17 protein-coding genes are annotated in these 16,147 nt (G+C 36.7%); 16 read left to right on the forward strand and 1 reads right to left on the reverse strand.

The window, feature by feature from the left end; all coding sequences use genetic code 11:
* The first annotated feature begins 113 nt into the window (after positions 1-113).
* Entirely contained in the window at positions 114-758 is a 645-nt protein-coding gene (locus BLV40_RS14525) for a uracil-DNA glycosylase (RefSeq protein ID WP_090691137.1), read from the forward strand.
* An 86-nt stretch (positions 759-844) separates the two neighbouring features.
* Here the strand turns inward: BLV40_RS14525 and BLV40_RS14530 are convergent, their stop codons facing one another.
* Positions 845-1,726, reverse strand: coding sequence for a YitT family protein (locus BLV40_RS14530; RefSeq protein ID WP_026591183.1), 882 nt, complete (start codon positions 1,724-1,726; stop codon positions 845-847).
* A gap of 302 nt (positions 1,727-2,028) precedes the next feature.
* Between BLV40_RS14530 and BLV40_RS14535 the strand changes: the two genes are divergently transcribed.
* From BLV40_RS14535 to dnaD, 15 genes are all read left to right on the forward strand, one after another.
* The gene (locus BLV40_RS14535; RefSeq protein ID WP_051588565.1) at positions 2,029-2,370 is read left to right on the forward strand and encodes a nucleotide pyrophosphohydrolase; all 342 of its coding nucleotides are present in this window, start codon (positions 2,029-2,031) and stop codon (positions 2,368-2,370) included.
* The gene (gene dapB, locus BLV40_RS14540; RefSeq protein WP_026591181.1) at positions 2,370-3,170 is read left to right on the forward strand and encodes a 4-hydroxy-tetrahydrodipicolinate reductase; all 801 of its coding nucleotides are present in this window, start codon (positions 2,370-2,372) and stop codon (positions 3,168-3,170) included. The genes BLV40_RS14535 and dapB overlap by 1 nt, the downstream gene beginning before the upstream one ends.
* Before the next feature lie 14 nt (positions 3,171-3,184).
* A complete protein-coding gene (gene mgsA / locus BLV40_RS14545) occupies positions 3,185-3,580 on the forward strand; it encodes a methylglyoxal synthase (protein WP_026591180.1) in 396 nt (131 codons plus the stop codon).
* Positions 3,581-3,591: 11 nt separating this feature from the next.
* Positions 3,592-4,296 (forward strand): bacillithiol biosynthesis deacetylase BshB1, encoded by a 705-nt coding sequence (bshB1, locus tag BLV40_RS14550; RefSeq protein WP_026591179.1) that lies wholly within the window; start codon positions 3,592-3,594, stop codon positions 4,294-4,296.
* Positions 4,293-5,438: an N-acetyl-alpha-D-glucosaminyl L-malate synthase BshA gene (bshA, locus tag BLV40_RS14555; protein WP_090691138.1), complete on the forward strand. Its 1,146-nt coding sequence runs from the start codon at positions 4,293-4,295 to the stop codon at positions 5,436-5,438. The genes bshB1 and bshA overlap by 4 nt, the downstream gene beginning before the upstream one ends.
* Positions 5,425-6,618, forward strand: coding sequence for a CCA tRNA nucleotidyltransferase (locus tag BLV40_RS14560; RefSeq protein ID WP_090691140.1), 1,194 nt, complete (start codon positions 5,425-5,427; stop codon positions 6,616-6,618). Before bshA ends, BLV40_RS14560 begins: the two co-directional genes overlap by 14 nt.
* Entirely contained in the window at positions 6,603-7,583 is a 981-nt protein-coding gene (locus tag BLV40_RS14565) for a biotin--[acetyl-CoA-carboxylase] ligase (protein ID WP_090691143.1), read from the forward strand. The genes BLV40_RS14560 and BLV40_RS14565 overlap by 16 nt, the downstream gene beginning before the upstream one ends.
* A 379-nt stretch (positions 7,584-7,962) precedes the next feature.
* Positions 7,963-8,799: a 3-methyl-2-oxobutanoate hydroxymethyltransferase gene (panB, locus tag BLV40_RS14575; protein WP_090691146.1), complete on the forward strand. Its 837-nt coding sequence runs from the start codon at positions 7,963-7,965 to the stop codon at positions 8,797-8,799.
* A complete protein-coding gene (gene panC / locus BLV40_RS14580) occupies positions 8,799-9,647 on the forward strand; it encodes a pantoate--beta-alanine ligase (RefSeq protein ID WP_090691148.1) in 849 nt (282 codons plus the stop codon). Before panB ends, panC begins: the two co-directional genes overlap by 1 nt.
* 12 nt (positions 9,648-9,659) lie before the next feature.
* Positions 9,660-10,043, forward strand: a complete 384-nt coding sequence (gene panD / locus BLV40_RS14585) for an aspartate 1-decarboxylase (protein WP_026591173.1) — start codon at positions 9,660-9,662, stop codon at positions 10,041-10,043.
* A 204-nt stretch (positions 10,044-10,247) separates the two neighbouring features.
* Entirely contained in the window at positions 10,248-13,040 is a 2,793-nt protein-coding gene (dinG, locus tag BLV40_RS14590) for an ATP-dependent DNA helicase DinG (protein ID WP_090691152.1), read from the forward strand.
* Positions 13,041-13,429: 389 nt separating this feature from the next.
* Positions 13,430-13,600, forward strand: coding sequence for a YpmA family protein (locus BLV40_RS14595; protein WP_000412180.1), 171 nt, complete (start codon positions 13,430-13,432; stop codon positions 13,598-13,600).
* 7 nt (positions 13,601-13,607) lie between these two features.
* Positions 13,608-14,084 carry a cell wall elongation regulator TseB-like domain-containing protein gene (locus BLV40_RS14600; RefSeq protein ID WP_090691155.1) on the forward strand — a complete coding sequence of 159 codons (477 nt, stop codon included), beginning with the start codon at positions 13,608-13,610 and terminating at the stop codon, positions 14,082-14,084.
* 18 nt (positions 14,085-14,102) lie between these two features.
* Entirely contained in the window at positions 14,103-15,290 is a 1,188-nt protein-coding gene (gene aspB, locus BLV40_RS14605; RefSeq protein ID WP_026591170.1) for an aspartate transaminase AspB, read from the forward strand.
* 149 nt (positions 15,291-15,439) lie between these two features.
* The gene (dnaD, locus tag BLV40_RS14610; RefSeq protein ID WP_090691158.1) at positions 15,440-16,147 is read left to right on the forward strand and encodes a DNA replication protein DnaD; all 708 of its coding nucleotides are present in this window, start codon (positions 15,440-15,442) and stop codon (positions 16,145-16,147) included.

A 16,147-nucleotide genomic window follows, 5' to 3' on the forward strand; every position in this document is an offset into this window, starting at 1 on the left:
AAATTTTTTTACTAGGTTTAATTTCATTTGTTTTTTTGTTCTACGTGTAATTCGGTAATAGAATTCTAGAGAGAAAGTTATAATAAGAATAGGTAGAATGATTAAGATTAAAGGTGATGAGTATGCAATATCCAGCTTCATTAGTGATGCATGTGAAAGAGCGTAGTGTTAACTATGCCGTAGAGGGATTTATAAGTGGACAGGGTCCTGAAAAGCCGAAATTGATGCTTGTTGGAGAAGCACCTGGAGAAACTGAAATTCATAATGGTATTCCATTTAGTGGAAGAGCAGGAGAGCAGTTAATGGTTTTTTTAGAACATATTGGTCTAAAAAGAGAAGAAGTATATATTACAAGTGCTGTTCGTAGTCGGCCTTATACATGGAGAGAGAAAAGAGAGCGGAGCGGGCAAATTATTCAGAAGAAATACAATCGAACTCCTAATCAGAGAGAAGTACTTGCACATGCTCCTTTGTTAGATTATGAGATAGAGCATGTGCAAGCGCCGGTTATTGTCACACTTGGAAATATTGCACTAAAGCGTTTAGTGGGATCAGGTAAAAAGATTACTGATGTTCATGGGGAATTATTACAACAACCAGTGCGGAAATTGAAAAATAATCAAAGCACAGATTTTGTATGGACTGAGCAAGTGTATAATATCTTTCCGACATTTCATCCAGCTTCAATTTTTTATAATAGAAGCTTATTGGAATTAATTTATGCTGATTTAGAAAAGTTGAGGGAGTATATAAAGTAGAATGGTAAAACACCTAGAAAAGCTTATTTGGGCTTGAAAGCTTTTCTAGGTACACATATGGGTTTACGCTTGAAGAATTCATGTAGTTAATTATGTAACGGGTTTTTATTCTCATCTAGTGTAAATCCTTCACCAACTACATCATGTACATCGCTTACTGCAACAAATGCATGAGGATCCACAGAAGTGATAATATTTTTTAATTTTACGATTTCATTTTTTGCAACAACACAATAAAGGACATTTCGTTCAATCTTTGTATAGGAACCAACAGCTTTTAAAAAGGTAGCCCCGCGCTCCATTTCGGATAGAATTTTGGCTGCGATTTCGTCATTTTTGTCAGAAATAATGGTTGCTCCTTTCGCTGCATATGCCCCTTCTTGCATAAAATCAATCACCTTCGCTCCGATAAAGACAGCAACTAACGTATACATGCCTTCGCGATAAGATAAGTATGTGAGAATTGAGATGACAATGACAACAGCGTCAAACATAAACATCGTTTTTCCCATGCTCCAGCCAATATATTTATGTGCTAATCGCGCAATAATATCGACACCGCCAGTTGTCCCGCCGTATTTAAATATAATTCCGAGGCCAATGCCAATAAAGGCACCTGCGAACAATGCAGCTAACGTCATATCGTTTTGCAAATTTAAATGTAAATTTAATGATTCATAGCGTTGGAAAATCCAAAGAAATAAAGAAACACTAAATGTTCCGATTAATGTATATAAGAAAGTTGTTCGTCCTAGTAACTTCCAACCGACGAAAAAGAGAGGGATGTTTAAGAGTAAATTTGTATATGATGGATCAAGTGAAAATAGAAAATAAAGTAATAACGTAATTCCTGTAAAGCCACCTTCTGCTAAGTGATTTTCAATATTAATATTTACGATGCCAAAAGAGAAGATAGCGGAACCAATCAAAATAAATATAATGTTTTGAATCTTCAAGTTAGTTTTCATGCCGTAAGCCCCCTAATATGTAATTGTTACTTTGCTCCGCTAAAACGATAAAATACAGAAAATAGTTTTACTTTGCCCTGCGCCAACGGTTGGTAGGAGATAAAGCTAAGAATGGGCGGACCATCCGTAAGAGCCAGATTGGCTAGGGCTAATCTTTTGCAAGAAGAGCGTTTGCGAAAGAAAGTTTCACTTTATTATAGTCTATCCAAAAATACGTGGCAAATAGGGGGGAAGAGGAATAATATTTGTCAAATCGCCATGAATTGGCTAACATGAAAGAGGAAGGATTAGAGGTGAACAATATGGAACAAAAAACGATGAAAGATATGCAGAAAGAAGTTGATGCATATATTAGTCAATTTAAAGAAGGTTATTTCAGTCCGCTTGCAATGATGGCACGTTTGACAGAAGAAATGGGTGAACTTGCAAGAGAAGTGAATCACTATTACGGTGAAAAACCGAAGAAAACGACTGAAAAAGCTCGAACAATTGAAGAGGAACTTGGAGATGTATTATTTGTTATGATCTGTATGGCAAATAGCTTACATATTGATTTAGAAACAGCACATAACATTGTAATGAATAAATTTAATATACGTGATAAAGATCGCTGGACACGTATTGAAGAGGGAGAGAAAGAGTAATGAAAGATATTAAAGTAATTATTGCTGGACCAAGAGGACGCATGGGATATGAAGCTGTACTTCTAATGGAGAGAACACCACATTTTCAATTAGTAGCAGCAGTTGATTATAAACATGGTGGTGACAAAATTTCAAATCTTCCAGGAATGCCAGCATTAGATGCCCCAATCTATGCGGACTTACATACTTGTTTAAATGAAGTAGAAGCGGATGTATTGCTAGATTTAACGACACCAGAAATCGGAAAAAAACACGTTACACTTGCTGTTGAACATGGTCTTCGTTCTGTTATCGGTACGACAGGGTTTACAGAAGAAGAACTTCAACATTTAACAGATACTGCGAAAGAAAAACAAGTAGGTACAATTATTGCTCCAAACTTTGCAGTTGGTGCAGTACTTATGATGAAGTTTTCGCAAATGGCAGCGAAATATTTCCAAGATGTTGAAGTGATTGAATTACATCATGATCAAAAACTAGATGCTCCTTCGGGAACAGCTGTAAAAACAGTAGACTTAATCCGTCAAAATCGTGAACCAAAACAACAAGGTCATCCAAATGAAACAGAACAATTAAAAGGAGCACGTGGTGCGAATGTAGATGGGATTCACATTCATAGCGTACGTTTACCAGGCCTTATTGCGCATCAAGAAGTATTGTTTGGTGGAGACGGACAGATGTTAACGGTTCGTCATGATTCATTCAATCGAGCATCATTTATGTCTGGAGTAAAATTATCTATCGAAACAGTAATGAATCTTGATCATCTTGTATATGGATTAGAGAATATCATCGACTAAAGGGGAGAAAACGGATGAAGATTGCTTTAATTGCACACGACAAAAAGAAGGATGATATGGTTTCGTTCGCATACGCATATAAACCAATCTTTGAACAACATGAACTTTTTGCAACAGGAACAACAGGTCTTCGTATTATGGAAGCGACAGGTTTAGAAGTTACAAGATATCAATCTGGTCCTCTTGGTGGTGACCAGGAGATTGGTGCAATGATTGCAAAAAATGATTTAGATATGGTGATTTTCTTCCGAGATCCATTAACAGCACAACCACATGAACCGGATGTAAATGCGTTGCTTCGTTTATGTGATGTATATGCAATTCCGCTTGCAACGAACATGGCAAGTGCAGAAATGTTAATGCACGCATTAGATCGAGGGGATTTGGACTACCGAAAGTTAAGAAAATGAGGGGAACAATTATGAGTGGATTACATATATTAGCGTTTGGTGCCCATGCCGATGATGTTGAAATCGGCATGGCAGGCACCATTGCAAAATATACGAAACAAGGATATCAAGTTGGCATCTGTGATTTAACAGAGGCTGATTTATCTTCAAACGGAACGGTCGAATTAAGAAAAAAAGAGGCCCAGACAGCTGCTCGTATTATGGGAGTAGAAACGCGGATTAATTTAGCAATGCCGGACCGTGGTTTGTATATGAAAGAAGAATATATACGGGAAATCGTAAAGATTATTCGTACATATAAACCAACGCTAATTTTTGCACCATATTATGAAGATCGTCACCCAGATCATGCGAATTGTGCAAAACTTGTGGAAGAAGCGGTATTTTCAGCGGGTGTTCGTAAATATATGCCAGAAATTCCGCCACACCGTGCGCAATCTTTTTATTATTATATGATTAATGGTTTTCATAAACCCAATTTCTGTATAGATATTAGTAAGCAGCTTTCTGAAAAGATAGCAGCGTTAGAAGCGTATGAAAGTCAGTTTACAACTGGAAGTGATGGGGTTAAGACACCTTTAACGGAAGGGTATGTTGAAACGATTATCGCTCGTGAGAAAATGTTTGGAAAAGAAGTTGGAGTTATGTATGCTGAAGGATTTATGAGTAAAAAGCCAGTTTTATTACATGCTGATTTAATAGGGGGATGTAAATGAAATTGAAAATAGGTATAACATGTTATCCTTCTGTGGGTGGTTCTGGAGTTGTGGGTACGGAACTTGGAAAGCAATTGGCTGAACGAGGTCATGAAATTCACTTTATTACCTCTGGAGTTCCATTCCGATTAAATAAAGTATATCCAAACATTTATTTTCATGAAGTAACGGTAAATCAATATTCTGTCTTTCAATATCCACCTTACGATTTAGCATTAGCAAGTAAAATGGCAGAGGTGGCGCAGAGAGAAAACTTGGATATTTTACATGTGCACTACGCAATACCACATGCAATTTGTGCATACTTAGCGAAGCAGATGATTGGAGACGATATTAAAATCGTTACGACGTTACATGGAACTGATATTACTGTACTTGGTTCAGACCCTTCTCTAAATAATTTAATACGGTTTGGTATTGAGCGATCTGATGCTGTTACAGCTGTATCTCACTCGTTAATTCAAGAAACAAATGAGCTTGTAAAGCCAAATAAAGAAATTCAGACTGTATATAATTTTATTGATGAGCGTGTCTATTTTAAGAGAGATATGTCCCAACTAAAAAAAGAGTATGGCATACGTGAAGGTGAAAAGGTATTAATCCATATTTCGAATTTTCGTAAGGTCAAGCGTGTACAAGATGTTGTCCAGTCATTTGCTAACATTGTAAAAGAAGTGGATGCGAAATTATTACTTGTTGGTGATGGACCAGAATTTTGTACAATTGTACAGTTGGTGAAAAGCTTACATATTGAAGAACATGTTTTGTTTTTAGGAAAACAGGATAATGTTGCAGAGCTTCTTGCCATGAGTGACTTAATGTTACTTTTATCGGAAAAAGAAAGCTTTGGTCTTGTTTTACTAGAAGCAATGGCTTGTGGTGTGCCATGTATTGGAACACGGGTTGGGGGCATTCCAGAGGTTATTAAACATGGTGAAACGGGATATATATGCAAAGTTGGTGATACGTTAGGCATAGCAAAACAAGCAATACAACTCCTTAAGAATAAAGAGCTTCATCAAAATATGGCAGAGCAAGCGATGGCAGCTGTATATGAGCAATTTCGTTCAGGAAAAATTGTTTCACAATATGAGGAGATTTATTATGACATACTAAGGGATGACAAACATGAAACGATTTAAGCAGGCTGCAGAGATTATTGAAATATTAAACCGACATGGACATGAGGCGTATTTCGTTGGTGGAAGTGTTCGTGATTTTATTATTGGTAGACCAATTGGTGATATTGATATTGCAACATCGGCTTTACCAGAAGAAGTAATGAATCTATTTCCACGTCATGTTCCTGTCGGTCTTGAACACGGTACTGTTATTGTTTTACAAGAAGGAGTTCCTTATGAAGTGACGACCTTTCGAACAGAAAGCGAATATGAGGATTTTCGACGACCGAGCAGTGTTCAATTTGTGCGTTCATTAGAAGAGGACTTGCAGAGACGTGATTTTACAATGAATGCAATTGCGATGACTGAACAGGGAAAAATCATTGATTTATTTGGTGGGCAAGAGGCGATTAAAACGAAAGAAATTATAACTGTAGGAGATGCATCTTCTCGTTTTCAAGAAGATGCACTACGTATGATGCGTGGTATTCGCTTTGTTAGTACTTTAGGCTTCTCTTTAGAGGAACAAACGAAGTATGCGATTGAAAAGTATGGACATTTGTTGGAACATATAGCGATTGAAAGAATTACGGTTGAGTTTGAAAAGCTGTTGACAGGTACATATTGTGTAAAGGGGCTTCAAAAACTAGTAGAGACAAAATTATTTACGCATTTACCGTATTTACAAATGTCAGAAGAGAGAATTTTAAAAGCTGCGCAATATAAATGGGATTCTTTTGAAACGGAAATTGAGGCGTGGGCATTTTTCCTATATTGTATTGGTGAAGAACATCCATCAGTTTTCTTGCGTCAATGGAAATTTTCAAATAAAAAAATAAAAGATATTGTAGCTGTTATATTAGCAATCCGTTCTAGAAAAACAAAGTCTTGGGATGCAGTCTTTCTATACAAAACAGGTTTGCAGACTGCTTTAATGGCTGAAAGAGTATATCAAGCTATTATAGAAAAATATGATATGTCTTCTGTAAATCAAGTGCAGTCATTATTTAATTCATTATCTATCCATAATCGTCAGGAAATGAAGGTAAGTGGTAATGATTTATTAGGTTGGACAGAAAAAAAGCCAGGACCATGGGTGGCAGAAGTATTGCAAAGAATTGAAGAAGAAATTTTACAAGAACGATTAGAAAATGAGAAAGAAAAAATAAGGGAGTGGCTACACGGATGCAATCTACTATAAGAAAACAATTATTACAAGTTTTTTCTGAAGCAGATGGCGAGTTTGTATCTGGTCAAATAATTAGTGACAAGCTTGGCTGCTCAAGAACCGCTGTTTGGAAACATATGGAGGATCTTCGAAGTGAAGGGTATGAACTAGAAGCTGTACGCCGTCTTGGCTATCGGATTGCTAGTAAACCAGATAAAGTAACAGCGAATGAAATTCAATTAGGCTTACAGACAGAATTTATAGGGAGAACGGTTTATTTTGAAGAATCTGTAGAGTCTACGCAGCATATTGCAGCAAAACTTGCTTATGAAGGTGCAGCAGAAGGAACGATTGTTGTGGCGGAAGAACAAACGGCAGGGCGCGGTCGTTTGAGTAGAAAATGGCATTCACCAAAAGGGACGGGAATTTGGATGAGTATCATTTTGCGTCCGGCTATTCCAGTTCATCATGCGCCTCAACTTACACTATTAGCAGCTGTTAGTGTAGCTCAAGCGATTGAAAAATGTGTAGGTGTACATGTTGGAATTAAATGGCCTAACGATATTTTAATACAAGGTAAAAAGGCTGTTGGTATTTTAACAGAGATGCAGGCTGATCCAGATAAAATTAACGCTGTTATTATGGGAATAGGTATTAATGCAAACCAGGGGCAAGAGCATTTTGCTGATGAGATTAAGCAAATCGCAACTTCTTTAGCGATTGAATCAGGTAAACCAATTGTTCGAGCGGACCTGATGCAACAGATCTTTTTACAAATGGAGAAGTTATATCAAGAATATGTAACGAATGGTTTTTCGGTTATTAAACTTCTTTGGGAAAGTTATGCGATAAGTATAGGAAAAGAAATTACGGCTCGAACGATGAAAGATACGATTACAGGTATCGCAAGAGGAATTACAGCAGATGGTGTACTTATGTTAGAAGATGATAAAGGGCAGATTCATCATATTCATTCTGCGGATATAGAAATTAAGTGAAGAGAAGTTCCAATTTGGGAGCTTCTTTTTATTTGTATATTTGATGGATAGGAATCAAATTGTGGATAACCGTTAATTGGTATTTTGAAAATTTCACATACTGTAATAAAATAGAAAATTATTTTTTCAAAAAAATGTAGTAATTTTATTTCTTTGTTTGCTATAATTAGTTCGAACATGGGCAGTATCTGAGTGAACTGCACCGTTATTTCAAGCGATGAAGAAAAATAATTTGGATTCTGCCTTGATCCAACAACGGACTGGGACAGAGGGATGAATTTTGCCGACTAACACAACCCTTCTGCTCTTTTGTGGCCAGAGGGGTTTTTTATATGATTTCGGTCATCTCCTCTCTCCTGAAATAAAGGAGGAGTAATTTTTGAAAACGACAACAGATTTTTTGAAAATGAAAGAGAAAGGTGAGCCGATTACGATGCTTACTGCGTATGATTATCCATCTGCTAAGCTTTCAGAAGAAGCTGAAGTCGATATGATTTTAGTAGGGGATTCTCTTGGAATGGTTGTACTTGGATACGATTCAACGATTCCAGTAACTGTAGATGATATGATTCATCATACGAAAGCAGTGCGCCGTGGAGCTAAGGACACTTTTATTGTAACGGATATGCCGTTTATGTCTTACCATGTATCTTTGCAAGAAACAATGCATAATGCACGTCGTATTATTCAAGAGAGCGGAGCACATGCAGTGAAAGTGGAAGGGGCTGATGAAGTAGTCTCAATCATTCGCTTCTTAACGAATGCAGGAATTCCTGTTGTATCCCATCTTGGTTTAACACCTCAATCTGTGGGGGTATTAGGTGGTTATAAAGTGCAAGGAAAAGATGCGGAAAGTGCAAAGAAATTGTTAGAAGATGCGAAGAGGTGTGAAGAAGCTGGTGCGATGGCAATCGTTTTAGAATGCGTACCAATGCAATTAGCAGAGCTTGTATCACAGCAACTGACAATTCCTACAATAGGCATTGGTGCAGGGAGTAAAGTAGACGGCCAAGTGCTTGTTTATCACGATCTCATTACGTATGGAGTGGAGCGTGTTCCAAAATTTGTGAAGCAATATACGTCTGTTCAGGAAGAAATTGTACGTGGGATCTCACAATATGTTGCTGAAGTAAAAGCAAGACAATTTCCTGAAGAAAAACATTCATTCACAATGAAAGAGGAAGAGTGCTTAGCGTTATACGGAGGGAAACAGTAATGAAAATTGTAACAACAGTGCAAGAGATGCAGAGAATTGCCAGTGAAATTCGTGCAAGTGGGAAAGAAAGTGGCTTTGTTCCAACGATGGGATATTTACATGAAGGGCATGCTACTTTATTACGTCAAGCACGAGAAGAGAATGAAGTGGTTATTTTAAGTGTATTTGTAAATCCATTGCAGTTTGGACCGAATGAAGATTTGGATCGCTATCCTCGGGACATTGTTAGGGATGAGAAGGTAGCAAAAGAAGCTGGAGTCGATTATTTATTTTATCCGAGTGTGGAAGAAATGTACCCAGCAGAACAGACTACAAAAGTTGAGGTTGTAAAGCGGACAGACGTGTTATGCGGTAAGCAACGACCAGTTCATTTTTCTGGTGTTGCGACTGTATTGATGAAGCTATTTAATATTACAATGCCGAATCGTGCCTATTTTGGTATGAAAGACGCACAGCAAGTTGCTGTTATTGAAGGGTTTGTACGTGATTTTAATATTCCAATTACAATTGTACCTGTTGATATTGTTAGAGAAGAAGACGGATTAGCAAGAAGTTCTCGCAATGTATATTTATCGGAGAAAGAGCGCGAGGAAGCGCCGCATTTATATCGTAGCTTATGTATAGCGAAAGAGCGGATTGAAGAGGGAGAGTGTAATCCACAAGTGGTTACAAACCTCGTGAAAGAATACATTGAAAAAAATACACAAGGTACTGTTGAGTATGCAGATCTATATACGTATCCAGCTTTGACAGAGTTAGAGGTAATTCAAGGACGTATTATTCTTGCAATTGCAGTGAAATTTGAAAATGCACGATTAATTGACAATATAACATTAACAGTTAAATAAGGGGGATCATCTATGTTTCGCACAATGATGAGAGCGAAGTTACACCGCGCGACTGTAACGGAAGCAAATTTAAATTATGTAGGTAGTATTACAATTGATGAAGACTTAATGGATGCAGTCGAGATTGTAGAAAATGAAAAAGTACAAATTGTAAATAATAACAACGGAGCTCGCTTAGAGACGTATGTGATTAAAGGAGAACGTGGAAGCGGTGTTGTTTGTTTAAATGGTGCAGCTGCAAGGCTTGTACAACCTGGAGATAAAGTTATTATTATTTGCTACGGCCTCGTAGCGGCAGAAGAAGTATACAAGCAAGCACCAAAAATTGCGGTGTTAGATGATAACAATCAAATTATTGAAATGTTAGGTGCTGAAAAAGCTGGCACGATTTTATAAAGTAGAATTTTAATTAGTCGGGGACTTCATCCTCACCGATTGAGAGAAACAAAAGAAAAGTTATTCCTTATGGAGTAGCTTTTTTATTTTGAAATGAAATCATTTCATTTTGTGCATCTTTTCATTAAGATGATATAAAACGTGGTATAGTAACAATATATGAATTTTTATTGTTTGAAAGGGTAAGAAATTGAGGTGTTACATATGAGTAAGCGTTATGTCGTTGTCGATTTAGAGACGACAGGGAACTCCTGGAAAGATGGGAAGGACAGAATTACACAAATTGCAGCTGTTGTAGTAGAAGATGGAGAAATACTGGAAATTTTTTCGTCTTTTGTTAACCCGAAGAGAGAGATTCCCCCATTTATTACAGAATTAACAGGGATTGATGAAAATCTTGTGAAACAAGCCCCGCTATTTTGCGATATTGCACCAATGGTAGCTGAACTATTACATGGTGCTTATTTTGTTGCACATAACGTTCACTTTGATTGGAATTTTTTGAAGGAAGAATTAAAGCAGGCTGGATATGGAGAAGTAAACTGCCCAAAAATTGATACGGTTGAATTGGCACAAATTTTATTGCCGACAGCTGATAGCTATAAATTGCGCGATTTAGCAAAAAAACATGAATTGGAACACGATCAACCGCATCGTGCGGATAGCGATGCTCTTGTGACAGCAGAATTATTTTTACAATTTCTAAATCAATTAGAAAAACTCCCCCTTGTCACCTTACAATCTTTTTATGAGCTAAGCGATGTATTACAAAGTGATATAGCGAATATCATTTCAGAAAATATTTTAAATAAAGTGATGCTTGGTACAGAAGAGGCAAATGAGTACGAAGTATACCGAAATATTGCGCTGCGAAAACGAAATTATGCATTAGAAATGGGTGATGATTGTTCATCTAAATTTGATGCTTTTTTATACAAGTCAATGGAAAAACTTGAATTAAAGATGCCAACTTTTGAAAAAAGGGAAAGTCAACAGCGAATGATGAAGGAAATATATACAGCGTTAAGAGATTCTCGTTTTTCATTAATTGAAGCTGGTACGGGTACAGGTAAGACACTTGCTTATTTGCTTCCAAGTATTTATTTTGCAAAGAAAAAAGAAGAGCCAGTTATTATTAGTACGCAAACGGTACAATTGCAACAACAAATGATTGAAAATGAAATTCCTTTATTGCAAAGTATACTACCATTTCCATTCGAAGTGGCTCTCTTAAAAGGAAGGAAACACTACCTTTGTTTACATAAATTTGAATATGCATTGCAAGAAGAAGAGAAGAACTATGATGCTGCGCTTACGAAAGCAAAAATTTTAGTATGGTTACTGCAAACAGAGACTGGTGATCGTGATGAGCTTAATATCCCAGAGGGTGGGAAGTTACTGTGGGATCGTATATGTAGTGACACATATAGTCCAGGTGGAATGCAAAGCAATTGGTTTAGTCGCTGTTTTTATCAACGTGCAAAAAATAAAGCGTTGTTCGCAGATATTGTTATTACAAATCATGCATTACTATTTCAAGACTTTGTTAGCGAAGATCCATTGTTGGGATCATGTGAATATATTATTTTTGACGAAGCTCATCATATTGAAGAAACAGCGACTCGGACACTTGGAGACCAGTTTTCATGCATGTATTTTCAATTGATCTTATCACGATTGGGTACGTTAGAAACAGATGATGTACTATCAAAGGTGTATGAATTGGTGGGAAAATCTAAAAATTCACCACGATCAACTTTTCGGATGTTAAGTCATAGGTTGAAAGAAATTAAATTTGATGCGGATGAATTATTTCAAATGTTACGTACATTTATATTTCAGCAAACACAGCAAGAACAAGGGGCAAATAATATACCACTTATTTATCGATATAATGCGGATCAAGAGGATGGAAAACTATGGAGGAGTATAGTCGAGTTAACTAATCGCTTCGTATACGAGTTGAGAAAAATACTTACTGTGCTAGATAAACAAGCGGATATATTACAAAGTAAAATTGAATGGGAGATACATGTTGTTACAGGCGAATTTATGCATTTACTTGAAATATTGCGCAAAATGGCCGACTCATTACAATTGCTTATACTAGAAAAAACAGCATATGTGACATGGATGGAAACAGAAACGAAAGGTACAATTCATTCCACTGTGTTATATTCACAACCTGTCCATATAGGCGAAAGATTTGCGGATGAGTTCTTAACAAAAAAGAGAAGCGTTATTTTTACTTCGGCGACTTTGACAGTTAATAATACATTTGATTATATGCAGGAACAACTTGGCTTATATGACTTTGCACCAGATACATTAACAGTTTCATCGCCATTTCATTATGAGGAGCAAGTGAAATTAATGGTTCCTACTGATGTCCCTCTTATTAAGGAAGTAAGCGAGGATACGTATATAAGAGAAGTATCCTATCATATTACGAAGATTGCTAAAGCGACAAATGGAAGGATGCTCGTATTATTTACATCATATGAAATGTTAAAGAAAACATATACAAACTTAAAACAAGCGGAGGAATTAGAAGATTTTGTATTACTAACACAAAGTGTTCATAATCGTAGTCGAAGTCGTTTAGTTCGGAAGTTTCAAGAGTTTGATAAATCAATTTTGTTAGGAACAAGTAGTTTTTGGGAAGGGATTGATATTCCTGGAGATGCATTAAGCTGTCTCGTTATTGTTCGATTACCATTTACACCGCCTCATCAGCCGATGATGGAAGCTAAAAGCGAATGGTTGAAAAATAAAGGGGACGATGTATTTACGAAGTTGGCACTTCCGCAAGCGATTCTTCGTTTTAAACAAGGATTTGGTCGATTAATTCGTACAACGACGGATACTGGAACGGTGTTTGTGTTAGACCGTCGTTTAACTAATTCTTTTTATGGAAAAAGGTTTATGCAATCTATTCCGAATGTTCCTCTTTATGAAGGGACATTAGAACAACTATTAGAGCACTTAGAACAATAATGCCGAAACAAGGAAACTTTAGTTAGTAGGAGTTTCTTCATTCTATACCGGTTCTTCGTTTTTACAAATGGTTTTTAGACGAAAAGTGTACTCTTGTCTAAGTATTATTCCTAGAGGTAGGAAAGGTTACGATCCATAAGTAGTGGAATAAATAAAAATATGCCTGAAGTACGATGTACTTCAGGCATGAAATGTGGGTAGGAGGAAATTTATTTTTTCTTACTTCTTGTATACAAATGTTTCGGTTTTCAATTTGAAACCTTTTTTTGCTGAACATGTCCTGCTATAATAGATGGGTGATGAAGCAGGGGTTGTAAAGAATGTACTCTTATTGTAACCGCATTGCGTTCTTCTATAATTAGAAATTTTTGTGTAACGGAGGAGTTTTCATGGAAAAGAAAATCGAAGTGCTATCAACGACGCGTATTAAATATTCGTCTGACTTATATAAAATCGTTGATAGTTTAAATCGCACTTTAAAAGAGCAAGACCTCATGTTCGGATTGGCATTAGACGAAAACGAAAAAGAAACAGCAGTATTTACGATATACAGAACGTAGTGATACAATGAAAAAGTGGATCTTTGCCATCATTATCGTTATCGTTGCCGTTGTGCTATATGGGGTGCATGTTTATAATGCGACAATGGAAAAGAAAATTCCGAAAGAGTCAAAAGTCGTAGAGATTGCGAAAGAAAAAGGAAAACTTTCAGAGGTAAAAACCGTTGACTATTATAATGGAAAATCTTCATATACAGTCGTACAAGGTTTAAATGAAAAAAGAGAACAAACTATCGTTTGGGTACCTGAGAAAGAAGGAAATGTTCTAGTACGAAAAAAGAACGAAGGCATTTCTGAAAAGAAAGCTTTACAGATTGTGGCTAGTGACCGTAATCCAAAAGAATTTGTAAAGGTAAAATTAGGTGCTGAAAACGATGTTCCGTTGTGGGAAATTACATATATTGATCAAGAAGGTCGTTATACGTATTATTATCTAGAATTTCAAGATGGGAAATATGCTGGATATTACAGCATTGAAAAATAGATGCAGGGGGAACCACAAATGAAATTAGCAAAGCGAGTAGCTGCCTTAACACCGTCTTCAACTTTAGAAATTACAGCAAAGGCACAAGCATTAAAAGCCGAGGGGCATGATGTAATAGGATTAGGTGCAGGGGAACCTGACTTTAATACACCAGAACATATTATGAATGCCGCACATCAAGCAATGCTAGAAGGACATACAAAATATACACCAACTGGTGGATTAGCTACATTAAAACAAGAAATTGCGAAGAAATTTAGTCGTGATCAAGGATTATCCTATGATCCTACTGAGATTATCGTATGTAATGGAGCAAAACATGCACTTTATACGTTGTTTCAAGTGTTACTTGATGAAGAAGACGAAGTTATCATTCCGACTCCTTATTGGGTAAGTTATCCAGAACAAGTAAAGCTTGCTGGTGGTAAACCGGTTTATGTAGAAGGCTTAGAAGACAATCAGTATAAAATTACGCCAGAGCAGCTGCGCGGGGCAATTACAGAGAAAACGAAAGCTGTTATTATTAATTCGCCGAGCAATCCAACAGGGATGATTTACAGCAAGGAAGAATTACAGCAGCTTGGAGAAGTATGTTTAGAACACGATATCTTAATCGTTTCTGATGAGATTTATGAGAAATTGGTTTATGGTGGAATCGAGTATACATCTATTGCTCAGCTTTCTAATGCATTAAAGGAACAAACACTTATTATTAATGGTGTATCAAAATCGCACTCTATGACAGGATGGCGCATTGGCTATGCAGCAGGAAATAAGCAGCTTATTAAAGCGATGACAAACTTAGCAAGTCATAGTACGTCAAACCCTACTTCAATTGCTCAATACGGTGCAATTGCTGCGTATGCTGGATCGCAAGAGCCTGTAGAGATGATGCGTCAAGCATTCGAAGAACGATTAAACATTATTTATGATAAATTAATTCAAATTCCTGGTTTCACTTGTATTAAACCACAAGGTGCATTTTATTTATTCCCGAACGTAAAAGAAGCTGTAGCGCTAGCTGGATATGAAACAGTTGATGAATGGGCAAAAGCGTTATTAGAAGAAGAGAAAGTCGCTCTTGTTCCAGGAACAGGATTTGGCGCACCAAACAATGTTCGTTTATCCTATGCAACATCTCTTGAACAATTAGAGAAAGCGTTAGAGCGAATTAATACGTTTATGAGAAGTAAAGTACAAGCTTAAAAAGTTACTTATGTTCATTTTTATCACATAAGTAACTCTGAGCAAATGAAAATGACCTCCCTATCTATTCTATAGGGAGGTTTTTTGACGAATTGTGGTAAAAGGAAATCATAACAGGTGTGTTATACTAGAAAGCGAGGTGTATGGTTATGAAGAAAAAAATGATGTTACAATGGTTTGAACAAGGCAGCATCGCAATTCCGAAATTACTTATGATGCATTATAGAAAATTAGGTTTAAATGAGATGGAATTTATGGTTGTACTCCATGTCCATACCTTTTTAGAGTCGGGGAATTCTTTTCCAACCCCTTCAGAGATTGCAGAACGAATGACAATAACAGAAATGAAATGTATGGAGATCATTCAAGCATTAATTCAAAAAGGTTTTTTAGCCTTAGAAGGTAGTCAAAAATCTGAAGCGATGATGTGCGAAAGTTATTCCTTACAACCGCTTTGGGAAAAGATCTTGCATTTTTTAATGAACGAGACAATAGAAGAAGAAAAAGAAGAACAAAAGCAGCTCCAAGTAAATTTATATACAATTTTTGAACGTGAATTTGGTAGACCGTTATCGCCTTTTGAATGTGAAACATTAGCGATGTGGCAAGATCAGGATCAACATCATCCGAATTTAATTCAAGCAGCCCTTCGAGAATCTGTAATGAGTGGAAAACTTAATTTTCGATATATTGATCGCATTCTCTTTGAGTGGAAAAAGAACGGAATTAAGACGGTTGATCAAGCGCAAGATCAAGGGCGAAAATTTAGAGCGAATCAACAACGAGCGCAACAAGTAACGAAACAAGAGACGAAATATACAGGGAAAGTCCCCTTTTATAATTGGTTGGAGCAGTGA

Source organism: Bacillus sp. 166amftsu, from assembly GCF_900107445.1.
GTDB classification, from domain to species: domain Bacteria; phylum Bacillota; class Bacilli; order Bacillales; family Bacillaceae_G; genus Bacillus_A; species Bacillus_A arachidis.